Raw genomic sequence first — 18,584 nt, 5'->3', positions numbered from 1 at the left:
CGTTACATGAAAGGCCGGGAGCCTGTCCGCTGCGACTGGGCCGCAGGCAGCGAAATCGAACGCGACTACCACGACACCGAGTGGGGCGTGCCGCTGCACGACGATCGCGCGCTTTTCGAATTCCTCTGCCTCGAAGGCGCGCAGGCGGGACTGAGCTGGCGCACCGTGCTGGCCAAGCGTGACGCCTATCGCCGCGCGTTCGGCGATTTCGACATCGCGCGCTGCGCGCGCCTGACCGATGCCCGCATCGAACGCCTGCTCGGCGACGCCGGGCTGATCCGCAACCGCATGAAGATCGAATCGGTGCGCGACAACGCGCGCGCGGCGCTCGAGGCGATCGCCGACCATGGCAGCCTCGACGCGTTCCTCTGGTCGTTCGTCGACGGCCGCCCGCTGCGCAACCGCTGGCGCACGCGTGCCGAGGTGCCGGCCACTACCGACGTCTCCGATCGCATGAGCAAGGCGCTGCGCAAACGCGGCTTCCGCTTCGTCGGCTCGACGATCTGCTACGCGTTCATGCAGGCGACGGGCATGGTCAACGACCATCTGGTCGGCTGCTTCCGCCACGATGCCGTGCCCTGAGGCCGCGCCATGTTCGTCACCGATCCCGCCGCCTTCCTCGCCGAGTTCAGCGACGAACGCTATCCGATGCGTGGTGCGGCCACCGCGCGCAGCGCGTTCCTCGTGAGCCCCGCGAGCGGCGTGCTCGCCGAGGAGTCGGCGCGCGACAACCGCTACATGGACCTCTCGCGTGCGCCCGATCCGCTGCGCGCCCTGCACCAGCACGCCGAACTCGCGCGCCGTCTCGGCGCGGATGTGCCGGTGCTGACCTTCCCCGGCGATCCGGACTGCCCCGATGGCATGTTCCCGAACAACGTGTTCGCGACCGCGCGCGGCAACCTCATCGTCGGCCGCATGCGCCATCCGGTGCGCCAGCGCGAAGCCGCGCGCGATGACATCCGCGGCTTCTTCCGCGACGTGCTCGGCTACCGCGAGCTGGACCTTTCGCGCGGTGACTACGTCGCCGAACTGACCGGCGCGCTCGTCATCGACCGCGCACGCGGTGTCGGCTATTGCGGCTTGTCGGAGCGCTGCGACATGGCCGGCGCACGCGCGATGCACGAAGCGTTCGGCCTGCGCCTGACGTTCGCATTCGAACTCGCCGCGGGCGAGTACCATACCAATGTCGTGCTCGCCGTGCTCGCCGGCCGCGCGGTCATCCTCGCCGGCGACGGCTTCGCCGACCCGGCCGTTCCGGAGGCGATCGCGCGTGCCTACGGTGGAATTGCCGTGCGCCTGAGTGCCGCGCAGAAGCGCGCATTCGCCGGCAATGCGATCGCGCTCGCGCCCGGCCGGGTATGGATGAGTGCGGCGGCGGCCGCTGCGCTCGAACCCGCGCAGCGGCGCACGCTGGAGGACGCCGGGTTCTCGCTCGGCGCCGTGGATCTCGACGAGATCGAGAAGGCCGGCGGCAGCCTGCGCTGCTGCGTGGCCGAGATCTTCTAGCCGACCGACGTCCAACCGTCCGCATCGGCGCCCGCGGCCGCCGCGTTTTCCGCGCCACGGCGCGGTCCGCTTGACGGGTTCAGCCGCAATTCAATCCGTGCTGCCGAGACTCCCCGCCACGGCAATCGTGGCTACCGCGGTTGGAGCCGCGGTCGCTATGATGCGGACGGAGTGATGCGAACCTACACAATCCGCCTGCTGCTCATGCTCTGCACCGTCTTTGCAGCGACGGCCGCCGGCGCTCGCGAAATCAGCGTGCAGGAAGCGGTCGTGCAGGCGCAGCGGGAGATCGACGGCAAGGTGCTGTCGGTGCAGGCCCTCAACGTGGGCAAGCGCAAGGTGTATCGCATCAAGATCCTGACCCGCGATGGCCAGGTGCGCATCGTGCAGGTGCAGGCCGAGCAATGACCGGCACCCGCGCGGGCACGGACGAGACTGACGGAGGACACATGCGCGTACTTTTGGTGGAAGACGAGGCGCCCCTGCGCGAAACGCTCGCTGCGCGCCTCAAGCGCGACGGCTTCGCGGTCGATGCAGCCGGTGACGGCGAGGAAGGCCTCTATCTCGGGCGCGAAGTGCCGTTCGACGTCGCCATCATCGACCTCGGCCTGCCCAAACTGTCCGGCATGGACCTGGTCAAGCAGCTGCGCGAAGCCGGCCAGCGCTATCCGATCCTGATCCTCACCGCGCGTTCGTCGTGGCAGGACAAGGTACAGGGCCTCAAGAACGGCGCCGACGACTACCTCGTCAAGCCGTTCCACGTCGAGGAACTGCTGGCCCGCCTCAACGCACTCGTGCGGCGGGCGAGCGGCTGGTCGCGGCCGACGCTCGAATGCGGCCCGGTGGTACTGGATACGACGGCGCAGACCGTCGCGGTCAATGGCAGCACGGTCGACCTCACGAGCTACGAGTACAAGGTGCTCGAGTACCTCATGCTGCACGCGGGCGAACTGGTGTCGAAAGCCGACCTCACCGAGCACATCTACCAGCAGGACTTCGACCGCGACTCGAACGTGCTCGAGGTGTTCATCGGGCGCCTGCGCCGCAAGCTCGACCCCGACAACGCGATCAAGCCGATCGAGACGGTGCGCGGTCGCGGTTACCGCTTCGCGCTGGAACGCAGTGACAACCCGGTGGACGACGCCGCGCACGCCGAAAACGCCTGAGAGTCCACGCCGTGGCGCGCCCGCTTTCGCTGCAAGCGCGCTCTCTGGCGGCGGCGGGCGTCGTGTTGGCCGCATTCCTCGCGCTCGCCTTCGTCACCCTCGACCGCGCCTTCTACGAGGCCGCCGAGAGTTCGCTGCGCGAGCGCCTGCAGGGCTACATGTATGCGTACCTCGCCGGTTCCGACACGACCCGTGCGGGGACGCTGATCCCGCCCGAAGTCGGACCGGATCCGCGCTTCGACCGCCCTTCGCAGAGCGGCCTGTACGCCGGCATCGTCGGCGCGAAGATCCTCGGATCCAAGGACGGCAGCTGGCGCTCGCCGTCGGCGATCGGGCGTGACCTGCCATTCTCCGAAACGTTGCCGCGCGGCCCGGCCCAGTTCCGCGGACCGGTCGAAACACCCGCGGGCGACCTGTTCGTACTCGCCCAGGGCGTGGACTGGAACAGCGGCGGCAAGAGCGATGCGTTGCACCTCACGTTCTACGTTGCCGAAGACGGCGAGGCACTGCGCGCGCAGATCGACATCTTCCGGCGCACGCTGCTGACCTGGCTCGGCGTGCTCGGCGTCGCGTTGCTGCTGTTGCTGCTCGCGGTGCTGCGCTGGAGTCTCGCGCCATTGCGCAAGGTCGCCACCGATCTCGTGCGCGTCGAGCGCGGCATGCAGGAACATCTCGGCGACCGCTATCCGGTGGAGCTCTCCGGCCTCACGACGAGCCTGGACAGTTTCATCGAAGCCGAACGCGATCGCGTCAAGCGCTATCGCAACACGCTGTCCGATCTCGCCCACAGCCTCAAGACCCCGCTCGCGGTGATGCGCAGCCAGTTGGAGATCGGCAGCGACGGCGAATCGCTGCGCTGGACCGTGCTCGAGCAGGTCGGGCGCATGGACGAGATCGTCGCGTACCAGCTCTCGCGGGCGGCCACCTCCGGCCACCAGACGTTCGCGGCGCCGTTGCTGATGGAGCCGTACGCGGAAGAGATTGTGCGCAGCCTCGAGAAGGTCTATGCCGGCAAGGCGGTGCTGTGCGAATTCGAGATCGATCCGGGCGCGCGTTTCCACGGTGACCAGGGCGACCTCATGGAACTGCTCGGCAACCTGCTCGAGAACGCATTCAAGTGGGCGCGCCGCCGTGTGCTGCTCGAAGCGCGCCCGCTCGCGACCGCAGGCGGGCGGCGCGCCGGCCTCGAGTTCACGGTCGAGGACGACGGCCCCGGCATTCCCGAAGACCAGGTCGAGCATCTCCTGCAGCGGGGCGTGCGCGGCGACGAACGCGTGCAGGGCCACGGCATCGGCCTCGCGATCGTGCAGGACATCGTGCGCGCCTATCGCGGCGAACTCGTCGTCGACCGCTCGCCCACGCTCGGCGGCGCGCGCTTCAAGGTGCAGCTCGGCGTGCGTTGATCAGCTCTCGGCAGCCAGGCCCGCGACCGGGCGCGCCGGCAGGCTGCGCAGCAGGCTCTCCTTGAGCCGTTCGCACAGGCCGCGTTCGATCAACGCGCAGGACAACGCGGCGAGGCCGACGGATACGCCCGTCATGAGGATGATTGCGGCAAATCCCCGGCTCGGGGCCGGCACCCATCGCAGGATCGCGGGTGCCAACGGATGCAGCAGGTACAACGAAAAGGAAATGTTGCCGAGCCAGACGAGCGAGCGCGGCACGGGTATGGCGATGCGCTTGCTCGCGATGCAGTACACCAGCAGCAACGGGGCGAGTGAAAGGCCCCACTGGCCAATGCCGTGGTCGACGCGCATTGCATGGCGTACTGCTGCACTACGGCGGCGGTCGCGGCGGGGCACAGGCCCCGCGCCACGGGCGCAGTGCCGATCGCGAGACGCGAACCATGGACCAAGCCGATGATCACGCCGGTCACGAACAGCACCAACGGGTTGGTCATCAGGTCGAGGTAGTGCAGCCCGAATCGATGCGCTCCACCGGAAGCAGCCATTGCGGCCCAGTCCGCGTCCGTTGCCAGATGTCCGGCGGCGTACGGCAGCAGAAGCAAGGTGGCGATGATCCAGGCGAAACGCATGCCAGCGCCAGCGCGCAAACAGCATCGACGCGCCGAAGACCGCGTAGAAGTACATCTCGTAATTGAGTGTCCAGCCGACGCCGAGCACGGGGAAACCGTAGATCGGCGCGACGTCCGAGGGTGCGCCCGGCGTTGGCACGAACAGCAGCGAATGCAGCAGCCAGGAACGGTTCGCGGGCTCGAGCACGAACGCGCGGGGCTCCGGCTTGCACAACACGAACAGCGCGGCGGCGACGATCCATACCGGCCAGATGCGCGCGGCGCGCTTGATCGCGAACACCGCCGCGTCCCGCCAGGAGCCGTCGCTGCCGCGCGTCGTGTGCACCATGATGAAGCCGCTGATCAGGAAGAACAGGTCCACGCCCATCGACCCGCCCGATCCGAACAACCTGCCGCCGAGCCCGGTACCGTACGGGCCGAGGAAGATGCTCGCGTGCCAGAGGACGACAAGGAGCGCCGCGATCCCGCGAAATGCCTGCACGAACTCCAGCGGCGCCGTGGAGTGAGCCGGCACGCCATCGCGCGGCGGATCGGCCCGGCGCATCGCGGCTATGCGTCCATGAGCGAGCGGACCACGGCCGCGAGCGGCGCAAGGCTGCGCTGCCAGGTGACCTCCTCGCGCAGGGAGGCGTATCCCGCCGGCAGCTGCGGCACGTCACGATCCAGCAGCGCGCGCAGGGACCGGCGGTACGTATCCGCGTCCGCGGCGACCGTGACCGTCGGCCAGCGCGCAGCGTCGCCGTAGCCGCGCAGCGCATGCGGTGTCGCGAGCACGGGGCGGCCGCTGTAGATCGCTTCGGCGGTCTTGAGGTTGGAACCGCCGCCGGTGGTGATCGGCAGCAGGATCACGTGGGCGCCGCCGAGCAGCGCGACGAGGTCGTCGCGTTCGATCTCGCCCGGCGTGACCAGGCGCGGTTCGTCGATCGCCGGCCACGCCTGGTAGACGCGATGCTGGCGCAGGTAGTTGACGACGCCGCCGACGACGACGATGCGCTCGTCGGGGCGCACGAAGGCGAGCGACGGAGCGAGCATGTGCCAGAAGCCGTCGGCGTTCGGCGGGTGCGCGCTGCCGACGAACAGTGCATAGCGGGCCAGTCCGAAGCGGCGACGGACATCGGCGATGCGCTGTGGATCGGGCTCGAACGGCGCGATCGCGTTGTGCGCGACGACCCAGGCGCGCGAACCAGGCGCGTCGTCCATCGCGCGCAATACGGCGAGCTCCTCCGCGGTGCAGGCGACGACGAGATCGGAATGCCGCACGACGTCGCGTTCGAGCCGTTCGACCCGAACGACCGCTTCGGCCTGTAGCGCATCGTGCGTGCCCCCGGCGCTCTCGTCGCGCTTGAGCTTGCTTTCGATGTTCTGCGAGGAATAGATCAGTCGCGGCCGCGTCGCGCCCGCCGCCACGCGTGCATCGATCCAGCGGCGCGCGGCCGGATACAGCCATGGCTGCTCGAGTGCGATCGCATCGGGCGCGAGGCGATCGAGCGTGCGCGAGAACGCGCGCCAGATCGTCCCTTCGTCGGCGGCGATCAGCTCGCCGCTCTGCAGGTCCGTGAAGCGTGCCAGGCGCGGATCGAATGCGGCATGGTCGGCCGGGAGGACGAGATCCTCGCCTTCGAGGTCCGCCGGGCGATAATCGGTGCCGTGGATCGCGGCGATGGTCGACACCTCCGCGCCGAGCTCGCGATAGCACGCGCGAATTGCCGCGCAGCGCAACTGGCCGCCATGGCGTGGCGCCTTCAGCGGATACGTCGTGAGCTGGACGATGCGCTTCACGGTTCGGCCCTCGCCGCGACGAGGAGGTCCGCCGCGAAATCGCTCCAGTGCCGCGGCACGTACGTCGCGCGGATGCGCGATTCCGCCTCGCCACGCGCGGAAGGGTCGTCGAGATAGTGCGTGATCGCCGCGAGCCAGCGCGGGAAATCGAACGGATGGATCGCCGGGCACAGCCCCTGCGTCGCCTCGCGCAGTGCCGGAGCGTCGGAAACGATCGCGAGCTTGCCGTAGGCGAGGCTCTCGGTCGCCGCGAGGCCCCAGCCCTCGTATACCGACGGGAACACGGTGAACGCGCAGCCGCGGTAGAGGTGCGCGAGCAGCGCATCCGACACGTGATGCAGCATGACGATGCGCCCGGCTTCCCAGACTTCGCTCGCCTGCATCTCGGCCCACAGGTCGTTGACGCCCCAACCGAACATGCCGACCACGACGAGCGTCGGGCAGGCCTCGCCGCGGCATCGATGCAGTTCCTTCCACACCTGCAGCAGGATGCGATGGTTCTTGCGCGTCTCGAACGTGCTCACGTACAGCACGTAGTCACGCACGCCGAGCGCGGTCAGTGCCGCGCGTTCGTCGTCGGCGAGCGCGGCGATGTCGGCGTCGCGATGCACTTCGGGCGTGGCCAGATGCACGGTGCGGATGGGCGGCACGTCGAACAGGCCGACGCGCCGGTAGAACGCGGCGAGATCCGCCTTCGAGGTATCGGAGATCGCGAACACGACGTCGGCGGTGTGCCCGATCGTCGTGAAATGCTCGGCGAACGGCTGTTTCGCGCTGCCCGCATATTCGGGGTAGTCGATCGGGATCGTGTCGTAGCAGGCCTCGACCACGCGCACGCCCGTGCGTTGTTTCAGCCGCCAGGCGTGGATCGCGCCGTGGTGCCACTGCAGGCCGATCGAGAAGAACAGGTCCTGCGGCGTGGGTTCGATGCACGGCGCGACGCCGGTCTGCGGTGTGGGCGCGGGCTCGGGCTCGGGGGCCGCCTCGCGCAGCGCCTTGCGGGTCGCGCGATGGCGCACGAACGCGGCGTGATGGTCGGCGAGCACGCGGCCGAGGTCGCGAAGCAGCGGATATGCGGCGGCAGGCACGAGCTTGGGCCCGCGCGCTGCGAGCCAGTCGAACAGGCGCTGCACGCGGCCGCGCACCGGCGGCGGCGCGGCCGCGGCTTGCGCGCCGATCGGCGCGACCGGCTCGGCGCGGCACCAGCCGTCGTCGAGGATCATGCGCGCATGCGCGGGTTCGATCTGGCGATACTCGCCCGCCGCGTCGATCTCGCAGAACACGGTCGCCGGCTCGTGCAGCAGGCAATGGCGGGCGAATTCACGCTCGACGCGCACGATGCCGACCGGTGGGCGGCGCCAGCGGATGCTCGTGGTGAGGTCGATGAAGAGCCGTGCCATGGTCAGCCCGCCGCCGCGCCGATCACGCGTTCGACCTGCCCGACCAGGCGCGCGCGCACGTGCTCTTCGCGATAGTTGGCGAGCACGTACTCGCGCCCGGCCGCGCCGATGCGCGCGCGCTCCCCGGGATCGAGTGCGGCGAGTCGGCCGATCTTCGCGACCATGTCGTCGATGCCGTCATAGTGGAACCCTGCGCCGGAGCGTTCGATGTGCTCGCGCATGACGTCGCAGCGGCCGTTGACGAGCACCGGCGCGCGCTGCGCCATCGCCTCGAGCGTGACGATGCTGAAGCTCTCGTACTGCGACGGCAACACGAAGGCGGTCGCGCCGGCCATGAGCTCGAACTTGCGGCGCTCGTCGACGAAGCCGAGGTACTCGATCCACGGTTGCCGCGGCAGGCCCATGTTGTCGACCCCGGTCAGCACGAGGTCGAGGCCGCGATCGGCGACGTGCCCCATCGCGCGCACGAGTTCGTCGCAGCCCTTGCCCGCCTCGATGCGGCCGCAGTACAGCAGGTACGGCCGCGCGCGCGATGCGGGCGTCGCCGATTCACTGTGTTCGACCGCCATGCCGATCACTTCGCCCTCGTCGTAGCCCCACACGCGCGCGGCCGTGCGCTGTTCGGCCGCGGTCAGCCAGATGCGGTTGCGGTGCGTGGCATAGCGCTGCGCGAACGCTGGCAGGTACGCCGTCGGCTCATCGTGCAGGGTCGGCACGAACAGCGTCTTGTGCGGCGGCACCTCGGCGATGCCGAAGTACGTGGTCGGGTAGAGGTATGTGCAGAACAGCACGGCGGCGTAGTCGTGGTGGCGATCGCGCAGCCAGTCGTCGAGCTCGGGGCAACACGGCCCCTGGAAGCGCACGTATTCGTCCTGCAGCGCCTCGCGCCACGCGAGCGGCGTGCCGTCGCGCGGCGCGGCGAACGGTTGCACTTCGAGCATCATGCGCTGGTGCAGGCCGTACCAGTACGGCCCGCGTTCGAGCGCCACGGGGAAACGGCGCACCGGGATGCCGTCGCGCAGATGCACGCCCACGGGCAGTTCGTCGCGCCAGCTGACGTAGTCGACCGCGGTCGAGCTCAGCACCTCGACCTCGAAGCGGTCCGACAGCAGCCGCGCGTACTGCCAGGCGAGCGCCTCCGAGCCGCCGACGACGGATTCGTCGCAGCGCTGCACGACGATCGCGATGCGCGTCATGCGGACCCGCCTGCAGTAACGGCGAGGCGCGACAGGCGTGCGTTGCCGCGTGCACGCAGCAGCGCGCGCAGCGACGCGTCGGCGCGCAGGCGCTCGACCGTGCCCGCGATCAGCTCGGCGGCGCGTTCGTGCGCAGGCCAGAGCAGCACGGCGTCGCCGCCGGCGCGCGCATCGCCATCGCCGTCGGTCCCGGTGACCGGGGTACCGAGCGCCAGTGCGTCGAGCGTGACGGCACCGTTGCCGCCGCACACGACCAGCGCATCGGCCGCGAGCAGGGCCGCCTTGCGCAGGGCAGGCGCGTCGTCCACGCCCTGCACGTGTGCGCCGATGCCGCGCCGCGCCGCCGCGGCGGCCACCGCCTCGGCCTGCGGCGGAAACACGATCAGGCGCGCCGCCGCATCGCAATGCGAGAGGCACGCGTCGAACGCATCGAGGAGGACGTCGACACCCGCGGCGTCGCAGCTGGCCACCCACACGGTCGAGGGCGTCTGCCAGCTTCGCAGGAAGGCGTCATCGGGAACCCGGGTGCGCAGGCGGCGCGACGCCGCGGCGAGGGCAGCGAGCGCGTCCATCACTGCGACGGTCTCCACGCGAGCAGCGCGGGCGTCCCGTCGGCGGCATCGACACGTCGCGTCGCATAGCCGGCGCCGGCGAGCGCGGCAGCGAGCGCGACCGGTTGCGCGGGCGGCGGCGTGTCGCCGGCGAGTGCTGCGGCGAGCACGGGTTCGGCGGCGAAGCCGACCAGCAGGTGGCCGTCGGGCCGCAGGATGCGCGTCGTGGCGTCGATGAACTCGTCGGCGGCCATCGCGCGCAGCAGCGCCGGCAGCGCGGGCACCACCACGGCCGCGAGGCCAGCGTCCTCGACGCGCGCGAGCGCGTCGCGCAGCATCGGGCCATCGCCCGCGCGCGTGGATCCGAGCGATATCGCGGCGATCCCGCGTGCGGCGCAGCGTGCCTGCCAGTCGGCGTCGTCGCCGATCGTCGCGACCGCCGCAAGTCCCGGCCCGAGCGCATCGAGCCAGTGGTCGACGCGCGCCGCGCGCGCGGCGTCGCTCGCGAGCGACGCCGCAGTACGGGTTTCGAACGCGCGCAGGCCGTCGGCACGTTGGCCGGCGACCGCTTCGACCTCGGCGAGCGCGCCTTGCAGCGCCTCGAACCAGCGATTCATCGCATGTACGCGCCGCCGGACGAACTCGAGTTCGTCCCGGCGCACGCCTTCCAGTTCCCGATGCCGCCGCGCCAGGCCGTCGAGCGCGACTTCGGCCGCGGATGCGCGTGCGCGCAGGCCTTCGTCGATCGTGTTGAGGGTGCGGATGAGCTCGTCGCGCGCGAGGCCGAGTTCGTGCACGAGCCGGCGCAGGTCATCGATGCGCTCGTGCGCGGCGTCGCCACGCGACGCGAGCGCGCCGATGCGCGCGCCGAGCGCGGCGTCGCCGGCCGACATCGCGGCGTCGGCCGCGCGCAGCTGGCGCGCGAGCATCGGCAGCGCGGCGAGCGCGAGGCCCCATTGGACGAGGTAGCCGAGCACCGGCACGCGACCGAGCTTGGCGAGCAGGTAGCGCGGCAGCAGCCCCGTGACCGCGACGTTCGTGCGGCGGCCTTCGGCGGACCAGCGCAGGTTGCCGAGCACCTCGGCCTTGCTCGCGCCGCGACCGAGCAGGTCGTGCTGGGCAGAGGCTTCCGACGGCGTCGGTGCGCGCTTGAGCAGGGCCCGGAAGGCGTGCTCGACGAAGGCGTGATACGGCGGGTCGGTGAGTTCGGCGATCCGGTAATGGCGGCGGGCGGGCTCGACGCCGTCGGCGCCCGCCGGCTGCGCGGGCGGCGACGGGGCCAGGCGTGGACGGTCGCGCAGGGTCGCGGCGGCGGCACGGATTTCGCTCCGCACCTGCTCGAGCTGTTCGTCGTTGCGATCGGAATTCACGGCAACCCGCGCTGTCGGGAGGATCCGGCGGGCGCCGGTGTGGCCTCGGGTGAAGGTCGGCTGGCGCGCTCCCCGGCGCCGATCGGAATGATGCCATACGCGCGTGCGGTGCCGATATCGATGAGCGCATAGTCGGGCCCGTGGCGGCCGTCCAGCCGCGCGGCGACGCGTTGCCAGCGCGCGTGACCGGCCGCGCGTGCCGCGGCGAAATTCGTCGCTGCGCGCCCGCCGTCGCGGCCGCGCACGGCGCCGAGCAGCGTCGTCTCGAAGTATTGCGCGCCCGCGCCGGTGCGATAGCCGACGCAGGCATGGCCGGGGACGAGCACGATCAGCGCACGCATGCCGAGTCGTTCGAGCACGGCGGCGATGAGCACGCTGCTGTCGATGCAGTTCGCACGCCGGTCGCGCCACACCGCGGCGGGCAGGCGCACGCGCTGGCTCCAGACGACCGGCCCGCGACTGAGCGCCGGATCGCCCGCGTCGTAGCGCAGCCCGCGTCGCTCCAGCGCTGCCCACACCGCGCCGACCCGGTGCAGGTCGCTGCCGCGCTCGAAGCCGGCGTCGGATGCGCGGGCGTCCGCGAGGATCTCGTCGACGACCGGATCGTTCGGATCGACATAGCCGGCGAACGCCCAGCCGAGGTCGACGCGGTCGCGTCCTTCGCGCACGAAATACGGCGCATCGTCGAGTGCATGCACGCGCACGTCGACGCGGCGCGTCTGGGTGGCGCCGTCCGCCTCCAGTGCGAGGCGCATCGGCTGGCTGCGCGTGGCATCGAGCGAACGCAGCCAGGTCGTATCCCACTCGAGCCGCGGATGCAGGTCGATGGCGCGCTGACCCGCGCCAATGCGCGTTTCGAGCTCGACCGGGCGCAGCAGGCCGGGCGTGTCGATGCGCAGCTTCAGCCGGCGCGGCAGGTCGTCGCCGCGCACGCGCACACTGACCAGGCCATCACCGTCCCCGACGCCGTCGGCGCGCGGGCGCGGCGACTGCGAAAGCTGCAAGGCCGGGAAGAGTTCTCCCGCGGGCGTCACGTCGACCTGCCAGTCGAACGCGCGGGCGGGGCCGGTGGCGAAGAGAAGTACGAGCACGCCGGCGCCGGCCAGCGCGCGGAACGGCCGGCTGCAAGGTGCGGTTGCCAGTGGACGCATCCGCCGACTATCGTTGCCGGCGCCGGCCATTGTCCAGCCTCGAACCCAGGGAGTTCCGCATGCGTCAGCTCGCCCTTACCGCCCTCGTCGCCGCCGCGTTGTGCGCGTGCAGCCCCTCGCCGGAACAGGCCGCGCCGACGGCGACGCCCCCCAAGCCGGCTGCACCGGCTGCGGCGCCCAAGCCCGCCGACTCGACCGCCGCGGCACCCGCCGCGCCACCCAAGGAAATTCCCGAAGGCGATTGCGGCGACCAGTCCAAGCTCCCGCCCGATCAGCGCATCGCCAATACCGCGCGCTGGACCACCGCGAGCGAGCAGAACAACTTCGGTTTCGACGTCTTTCGCGGTGACAGCGAGAAGGGCGAATTCACCAAGCTGACCAAGGAACCGATCCTCGGCGCGGGCACCTCGGACGAAACCCACAAGTACGAGTTCCGCGACGACACGATCGACCCGTGCAAGGAATACTGGTACTACGTCGAGGGCATCACGACGAGCGGTTCGCACGAGAAGTTCACGCCGACCTTCCGTGCTCCGCCGAAGGTGCGTGCGCGCGCAGGCGCCGCCGCGGCATCGACGGAGCCCGCGAAGAACGGCTGAGGCCGGTCCCGCACGCGCCACGATGAAGACCGATGCGGCGACCGCGCGGCAGCGCCGCGTGCTCGCCGCGGTGTTCGTGCTTGCGTTCGTGCTGTCGCAGGCACTGCTCTGGTACGCCTACTACGGTACCGCCGCGAAGACGCTGATCGGCGACGAGCAGACCTACCAGCAGACCGCGCTGTCGGTCCTCGCCGGCGGCGCATGGATGCCGAGCACGATCTGGCCGCCGTTGCAGCCGCTGCTGCTCGCCGGTCTGTACGCGCTGTGCGGCGTGCACGCGTACGCCGTGCAATGGCTGCAGACCCTCCTGTTCGTCGCCTGTGCGGCCTTGCTGCGCGACGTCTGGCGCCGTGCGGGCGGCAGTGTCGCCGCGGCGAATACCGCTGCAGCGCTGTTCCTGCTCGATCCGGGCATCGCCGGCTACGCGCACTGGCTGTGGCCGGAGATGCCGCACCTGTTCCTGCTGCTTGCCGCGCTCGCCCTGCTGCTGCGCGCGCGCGCGTTCGCGGCTGGCGTGTGCGTCGGCCTCGCCCTGCTCGCCAAGAGCCTGCTGGCGCCGTTCTGGCCCGTGCTCGCGCTGCTGCTCGTGCCGGCGCGGCGGCCGCTCGCGGCCGCGCGAATCGTCGCGGCGTTCGTGCTCGGCATCGGCCTCGTCACCGCACCGGCGCTGCTGCACGGCTGGCGCGAATACGGCAAGCCGATGATCGCGGACAGCTCGATCTACAACCTCTGGGTCGGCCTCGGCGATCGCTGGCGCAGCGACTACGTCGCCGATCTCGGCGGGCGCACCCTGCCCGAGTTCCTCGCCAGTGCCGACACGCCGCAGCAACGCAATGCGATCTACCTCGACAAGGTGCGCGCGCTCGTCGCCGAGCGCGGCGTCGTCGAGATCGCAGCCGCGCAGCTCGGGCGGCAGTACTTCCGCCTGTTCAGCGCGAAGACGCCGCTCGTGTCGCAGCTGCCGGGTCCCGCATGCGCGGGCCACCTGTCGGTCTACGCGACCTCGCCGGCCGTCACGCGCGCGCTGGCGTGGAGCAACGACGCGTTCCACGCGCTGATCCTCGCGGCGGCCGCCCTCGGCCTCGCGACCTGGCGGCGCCGGCCGGATCGGCTGATGCTCGTGTTCGCGGCGTTCGCGGGTTACCAGCTCGCGCTGTTCGCGTTGATCCACGTGAAGGCCCGCTTCCTGTTGCCGCTGCTGCCGATCCTGTGCGGCTTCGCCGGAAGCTTCCTCGCCTCGCTCCGTCGCACCGGCGCAGATGACGCGATCGCCCGCACGCCGGCGCGCCTGGCCATCGGCGCAGCGCTCGCGGTGCTGCTGCTTTTTCTCGCTTTCGCAGGACCGTGGCTGGATCACCTGTGCGCGGGCTGAGCCGCGGCGAATCCGGTATCCTCGCGGCCGCCTTCCGTTCGTATCCCGCGATGCGTCTCCATCTCGTCGAACTCGTCCTGTTCAGCACCTACGCCGAATTGCGCGCCGAAGCCGCGCGCAGCTACCTCGGCCTCGTCTGGTGGGTCCTCGAGCCCGCGATGATGATGGGCGCGTTCTGGCTCGTGTTCGACGTGATCCTGCGCACCGGCGGCCCCGACTACGTCCCGTTCCTGCTGATCGGCATGACGCTGTGGCAGTGGATGAAGTCGTGCATCACCCACGGTGGCTACGCGATCTGGGGCAGCCTGCCGATGGTGCGCCAGGTGCGCCTGCCGCCGCTCGTGTTCCCGCTCATCGCGATGCTGTCGGACACGGTCAAGTTCGCCTGCATCTTCGTGCTGCTGGTGGCGATCCTGTGGGCGCTCGGCTATCCGCCGAACGCGGCCTACTGGGCGCTGCCGATCGTGTTCGCCGCGATCTTCCTCGCCGCGGCCGGCGCCGGCTTCGTCATCTCGGCGCTGGTGCCGCTGGTGCCGGACCTGCGCTTCGTGATCGAGCAGGTGCTGATGGTGGTGATGTTCCTCTCCGGCGTCATCTTCCCGCTCGACAGGGTGCCCGAACACCTGCGCTGGGTCATGGCGCTCAATCCGGTCGCGGTGGTAATGGACGACGCCCGGGGCATCCTCCTGCATGCGCGGCTGCCGAATTGGATCGGCCTGTCCAAGGTCGCGCTGATCTCGGTCGTGCTCTGCGCGATCGGCGTGCTGTTCGTGCAGCGCCTCGCGCCGCGCTTCCCCAAGCTTGCCAACTGACATGACGACGACAACCGCTTCCGCCCGCGCGAGGTGCGCGTGAACGACGTCGTGATCGAACTCGACCGCGTCGGCGTCGCCTTCAGCTCGCAGCGCAGCATCGGCGGCGGCCGCTATTGGGCACTCGAAGACGTCAGCCTGCAGTTGCGCCGCGGCGAGCGCCTCGGCGTGATCGGCCGCAACGGGGCCGGCAAGAGCACCCTGCTGCGCGTGCTCGCGGGCATCCTCGCGCCCGATCGCGGCACGATCCGGCGCAGCGGCGTATCGTGCCAGCTCATGTCGCTCGCACTCGGTTTCGTGCCGCACCTGTCCGGCCGCGACAACGCGATCCTCTCCGGCCTGCTGCTCGGGCTGCGCCGGCGCGACATCGTCGCGCGCCTGCCGGCGATCCGCGCGTTCGCCGAGCTCGGCGAGTTCTTCGAGCAGCCGATCGCGACGTACTCGGCCGGCATGAACCTGCGCCTCGCATTCTCGGTCGCGATCCAGGTCGAGCCCGACGTGCTGCTGATCGACGAAGTGCTTTCTGTCGGCGATGCGGAGTTCCAGGAGAAGTCCGGCGCCGCGTTGCGTGCGCGCATGGGCGAAGGCCATACCGTCGTGCTGGTCAGCCACGACGAGAAGCAGATCGCCGACCGCTGCGACCGCGTGCTGTGGATCGAGCACGGCCGCAGCGTGCTCGAAGGCGCGCGCGACGACGTGTTCGCGGCCTATCACCGCGACCTGCACCATCCGCCGGAGACGCCATGAACGCCGCGGTGCAGGATGCAGCACGCCTGGAGGCACTCGCCACGTGCCTCGGCCTCGAGCCCGGCGCGCTGCTGGTCCTGCTCGCACGACGCGCCGCGCAGCCCGGCGCGCCGCTCGACGCGGCCACGCTGCAGCGCGAGGTCGCCCTGCTGCGCGATTCGCCGGGCGCGACGCACGCCGCCGCCGCGCTCGCCGTGCTCGGCCCGGGCGCGTACGCGCTCGACGACATCGACCACGCGCTCGGCATGATCTGGGCGGACATGGCGGAGCGCTGACGTGCGCGGCGCGGCCCTGATCGTGCTCGCCTGGAACCAGTGGCCGACCACGCGCCGCTGCCTCGATTCGCTGCTCGCAACCCGGCCGCATGCGGCCGAGGTCATCGTCGTCGACAATGGCAGCTGCGACGAAACGCCGACGGAACTCGCCGCCTACGCCGACCGGGTGCGCGTCGTCGCGCTGCCGCAGAACCTCGGTTTCGTGCGCGGCATGAATGCGGGCATCGCCGCCGCGCGCGCCGACGACGACGTCGTCCTGCTCAACAACGATCTCGTGTTCAGCCAGCCGGACTGGCTCGAGCGCCTGCGCGACGCGGCCTATGCCGCGCCGGACATCGGCGTCGTCGGTTGCCGCCAGCTGGGTCCGGAGGCGGAGGGCCGCCTCTACCACGCGGGCGGCTTCATCGAAGCCGACGAGCTGCATGGCCAACAGGTCGAGAGCGGCCCGGACGAGCGTGACGTGGCGCAGTACGACACGACGCGGCGCGTGCAGGGCATCGCGTTCGCGCTCGCGTACCTGCGCCGCGACTGCCTCGACCGGATCGGCGTGCTCGATCCGGTCTTCCACAGCTACTTCGAAGACACCGACTATTGCCTGCGCGCGGCCGACGCGGGCATCGCGACGGTCGTCGCCGGCGCCGTTACGCTGCACCACCACCAGCACGGCTCGACCCGTGACGACGGCGGCTTCCGCCGCCGCCTGTGGGAGGCAAGCCGCGCGTCGTTCGCGGCGCGCTGGCAAGGGCGCCTGCGCGATGCGTATCGCGGCGACGTCGTCTGGCACGGCGCTGCGCGGCGGCCGTATGCCGACGCCCACCTCGCGCACGCGTTCGTGCGCCGGCTCGACGCGCGCGGGCTGCGCATGCTGCGCTCGCCGGCGGCCGCGGAGGTCGCACCCGGCGACGACTTCCGCTTGGACATCGCCGCGCGGCGCCGTGCGCGGCCGCCCTACGACGCGGCGATCGCCTGCGGCGCGGCCGTCGCGCCCGCGAGCGCGCGCGTGCGCATCGGCCTGCGCAGCGGCGAATGGGAACGCGTGCCCGTCGCCTGGGCCGTCGCGGCGCGCTCGCTCGACCTTCTGCTCGTGCCCGACGCATTCCAGCGCGACGCGTTCCGCGCTGCCGGCGTCGACGTACCGATCGAGATCCTGCCGCCCGGCGTCGACCGCGACTATTGCCACCCGCGCGTGCCGGCGCCGCGCGATCCGCACGGCCGCCTCGTATTCCTCGCCGTGGTGGACGCATTCGCGCGCGATGCACCGGACCGTCTCGTGCGCGCGTTCCGCGCCGCGTTCGACCGCGACGAACGGGTCGCCCTGCTCGTGCATGTCAGGCCCGGGGTCGAGACATTCGCGATCGCCGATGCGCTCGCGCCGCTGTGCGCCGGTGACGAGCGCATCCGCCTGCTCGTCGACTGGGCGCATCCCTGGTATCAGCGCGCGCAGCTGCTTGCTGGGGCGGACGTCTACGTGGGAGTGCGCCGCGGCGGTGGCTGGGATCCGTACGCCGCGGAGGCGCTCGCCTGCGGCAAGCTGCTCGTCGCCGCCGATTTCGGCAGCCAGCAGCAGCTCGCGCGCGCGCACGGCAGCGTCGTCGCCTGCAGACGCGCGATCGATCCCGCGAGCGGCCTCGCGTGGGCCGAGCCCGATCACGACGCGTTCGTCGCCGCGTTGCGCGACACGCATGCGCGGCATGAGGAGCGGCTCGCACAGGCGCGGCGCGACGCCGATGCATTCGCGCTCGCGCACGACGTCGAGGCGAGCGCGGACCGCCTCGCCGCGCGCGTCGGCGAATTCGCCGGCCTGCGCGCAGCGGCGCCGTCGCCGCGGCCGCACCGCCCGCTCGATCTCGCGCGTGCGCCGAGCGGACAGATCATCGTGCTCGGCATGCATCGCTCCGGCGCCTCGAGCGTCGCCGGCCTGCTCGCGCGCATGGGCGTCGCGGTCGGCCCGGAGCACGACCTGCTGCAGGGCCCCGACAACCCGAGAGGGCACTACGAATCCGGTCGGTTGCACATGGCGTGCGTGCGCCGGCTCGCGGCCGCGGGCGGCGCCTGGCGCGAGCCCCCCATCGCGGCCGTCCCGGCCGCGATCGACGCGTTCCGCCGCGAGGTCGGCACGCTCGTCGACGAGTTCGATGCGCAGCGGCCATGGCTCTTCAAGGAGCCTCGCCTGTGCCTCCTCGCGCGCGAGATGTTGCCGTTGCTGACGCGGCCCCTGTTCGTGCACGTCGTGCGTGACCCCGTCGCCGTCGCCGATTCGCTCGCCGCGCGTGACGGCTTCGCGCCGGCGGACGCACTCGCGCTTTGGGAGCGCCACACACGCGATGCGTTCGAGGCGAGTCGCGGCTGGCCGCGCATCATCGTCGACTACGATGCGCTGTGCGCCGATCCGGAAGCGGAAACGCGCCGCCTGTTCGATGCGCTGCGTGGTGCGGGCGTGGAGCGCATCCGCCTGCCGCCGGCCGACGTCGTGCGGGCGTGGATCGAGCCGAATAGGCAGCGCGTTCGCGCATCGGCGGCGAAGCCCACGGCGGCGCAGCACGCGCTGCAGGCGTCCATCGCCGATCGCAGCATCCTCGCCGACGCGGCACCGGCGGCGCCCGTCGCCGTGCCGCGGAGCGCCTGATG

General features: G+C 71.2%; 17 protein-coding genes and 1 pseudogene. 11 read left to right on the top strand and 7 right to left on the bottom strand.

Annotated elements, in window-relative coordinates:
* Positions 1-6 precede the first annotated feature (6 nt).
* The 5 genes from ACTHK2_RS01750 (at position 7) to ACTHK2_RS01730 (ending at position 4,075) form a co-directional block, all read left to right on the top strand.
* Positions 7-582: a DNA-3-methyladenine glycosylase I gene (locus ACTHK2_RS01750; RefSeq protein ID WP_440243955.1), complete on the top strand. Its 576-nt coding sequence runs from the start codon at positions 7-9 to the stop codon at positions 580-582.
* Positions 583-591: 9 nt separating this feature from the next.
* Positions 592-1,506, top strand: coding sequence for an arginine deiminase-related protein (locus ACTHK2_RS01745; protein WP_440243954.1), 915 nt, complete (start codon positions 592-594; stop codon positions 1,504-1,506).
* A 174-nt stretch (positions 1,507-1,680) separates the two neighbouring features.
* Positions 1,681-1,914, top strand: a complete 234-nt coding sequence (locus ACTHK2_RS01740; protein ID WP_440243953.1) for a PepSY domain-containing protein — start codon at positions 1,681-1,683, stop codon at positions 1,912-1,914.
* A gap of 41 nt (positions 1,915-1,955) precedes the next feature.
* The gene (locus ACTHK2_RS01735) at positions 1,956-2,672 is read left to right on the top strand and encodes a response regulator transcription factor (RefSeq protein WP_440243952.1); all 717 of its coding nucleotides are present in this window, start codon (positions 1,956-1,958) and stop codon (positions 2,670-2,672) included.
* Between the two features lie 62 nt (positions 2,673-2,734).
* Positions 2,735-4,075 (top strand): ATP-binding protein, encoded by a 1,341-nt coding sequence (locus ACTHK2_RS01730; RefSeq protein ID WP_440243951.1) that lies wholly within the window; start codon positions 2,735-2,737, stop codon positions 4,073-4,075.
* Here ACTHK2_RS01730 and ACTHK2_RS01725 read toward each other — a convergent pair whose 3' ends face one another.
* From ACTHK2_RS01725 to ACTHK2_RS01695, 7 genes are read right to left on the bottom strand one after another with little or no spacing between them, the layout of a single operon-like run.
* Positions 4,076-5,248: an acyltransferase family protein gene (locus ACTHK2_RS01725; protein WP_440243950.1), complete on the bottom strand. Its 1,173-nt coding sequence runs from the start codon at positions 5,246-5,248 to the stop codon at positions 4,076-4,078. It abuts the gene before it with no gap.
* Positions 5,249-5,253: 5 nt separating this feature from the next.
* Positions 5,254-6,483 (bottom strand): glycosyltransferase, encoded by a 1,230-nt coding sequence (locus ACTHK2_RS01720; RefSeq protein WP_440243949.1) that lies wholly within the window; start codon positions 6,481-6,483, stop codon positions 5,254-5,256.
* A complete protein-coding gene (locus ACTHK2_RS01715) occupies positions 6,480-7,883 on the bottom strand; it encodes a glycosyltransferase (protein ID WP_440243947.1) in 1,404 nt (467 codons plus the stop codon). Before ACTHK2_RS01715 ends, ACTHK2_RS01720 begins: the two co-directional genes overlap by 4 nt.
* 2 nt (positions 7,884-7,885) lie before the next feature.
* Positions 7,886-9,079, bottom strand: a complete 1,194-nt coding sequence (locus tag ACTHK2_RS01710) for a glycosyltransferase family 4 protein (protein WP_440243946.1) — start codon at positions 9,077-9,079, stop codon at positions 7,886-7,888.
* Positions 9,076-9,669, bottom strand: a complete 594-nt coding sequence (locus tag ACTHK2_RS01705; RefSeq protein ID WP_440243945.1) for a hypothetical protein — start codon at positions 9,667-9,669, stop codon at positions 9,076-9,078. Before ACTHK2_RS01705 ends, ACTHK2_RS01710 begins: the two co-directional genes overlap by 4 nt.
* Positions 9,651-11,000 (bottom strand): hypothetical protein, encoded by a 1,350-nt coding sequence (locus ACTHK2_RS01700; RefSeq protein WP_440243944.1) that lies wholly within the window; start codon positions 10,998-11,000, stop codon positions 9,651-9,653. Before ACTHK2_RS01700 ends, ACTHK2_RS01705 begins: the two co-directional genes overlap by 19 nt.
* Positions 10,997-12,091, bottom strand: a complete 1,095-nt coding sequence (locus ACTHK2_RS01695) for a hypothetical protein (RefSeq protein WP_440243943.1) — start codon at positions 12,089-12,091, stop codon at positions 10,997-10,999. Before ACTHK2_RS01695 ends, ACTHK2_RS01700 begins: the two co-directional genes overlap by 4 nt.
* A gap of 119 nt (positions 12,092-12,210) precedes the next feature.
* Between ACTHK2_RS01695 and ACTHK2_RS01690 the strand changes: the two genes are divergently transcribed.
* The 6 genes and pseudogenes from ACTHK2_RS01690 to ACTHK2_RS01665 all read left to right on the top strand — a co-directional run bounded on the left by ACTHK2_RS01690 (position 12,211) and on the right by ACTHK2_RS01665 (position 18,582).
* Positions 12,211-12,750, top strand: coding sequence for a hypothetical protein (locus tag ACTHK2_RS01690; protein WP_440243942.1), 540 nt, complete (start codon positions 12,211-12,213; stop codon positions 12,748-12,750).
* A gap of 22 nt (positions 12,751-12,772) precedes the next feature.
* Positions 12,773-14,122, top strand: coding sequence for a hypothetical protein (locus ACTHK2_RS01685; RefSeq protein ID WP_440243941.1), 1,350 nt, complete (start codon positions 12,773-12,775; stop codon positions 14,120-14,122).
* A 50-nt stretch (positions 14,123-14,172) separates the two neighbouring features.
* Entirely contained in the window at positions 14,173-14,934 is a 762-nt protein-coding gene (locus ACTHK2_RS01680) for an ABC transporter permease (RefSeq protein WP_440243940.1), read from the top strand.
* Positions 14,935-15,069: 135 nt separating this feature from the next.
* Positions 15,070-15,681 (top strand): annotated as a pseudogene (locus ACTHK2_RS01675) (ABC transporter ATP-binding protein); the annotation flags it as partial.
* Positions 15,678-15,956 carry a hypothetical protein gene (locus ACTHK2_RS01670; RefSeq protein WP_440243939.1) on the top strand — a complete coding sequence of 93 codons (279 nt, stop codon included), beginning with the start codon at positions 15,678-15,680 and terminating at the stop codon, positions 15,954-15,956. The pseudogene ACTHK2_RS01675 and the gene ACTHK2_RS01670, both read left to right, overlap by 4 nt.
* 1 nt (position 15,957) lies before the next feature.
* A complete protein-coding gene (locus ACTHK2_RS01665) occupies positions 15,958-18,582 on the top strand; it encodes a glycosyltransferase (protein ID WP_440243938.1) in 2,625 nt (874 codons plus the stop codon).
* Positions 18,583-18,584: the final 2 nt, after the last annotated feature.

This window comes from Dokdonella sp. (assembly GCF_051958935.1).
Classification (GTDB): domain Bacteria; phylum Pseudomonadota; class Gammaproteobacteria; order Xanthomonadales; family Rhodanobacteraceae; genus Dokdonella_A.
This window is presented reverse-complemented; position numbering and strand designations above follow the sequence as displayed.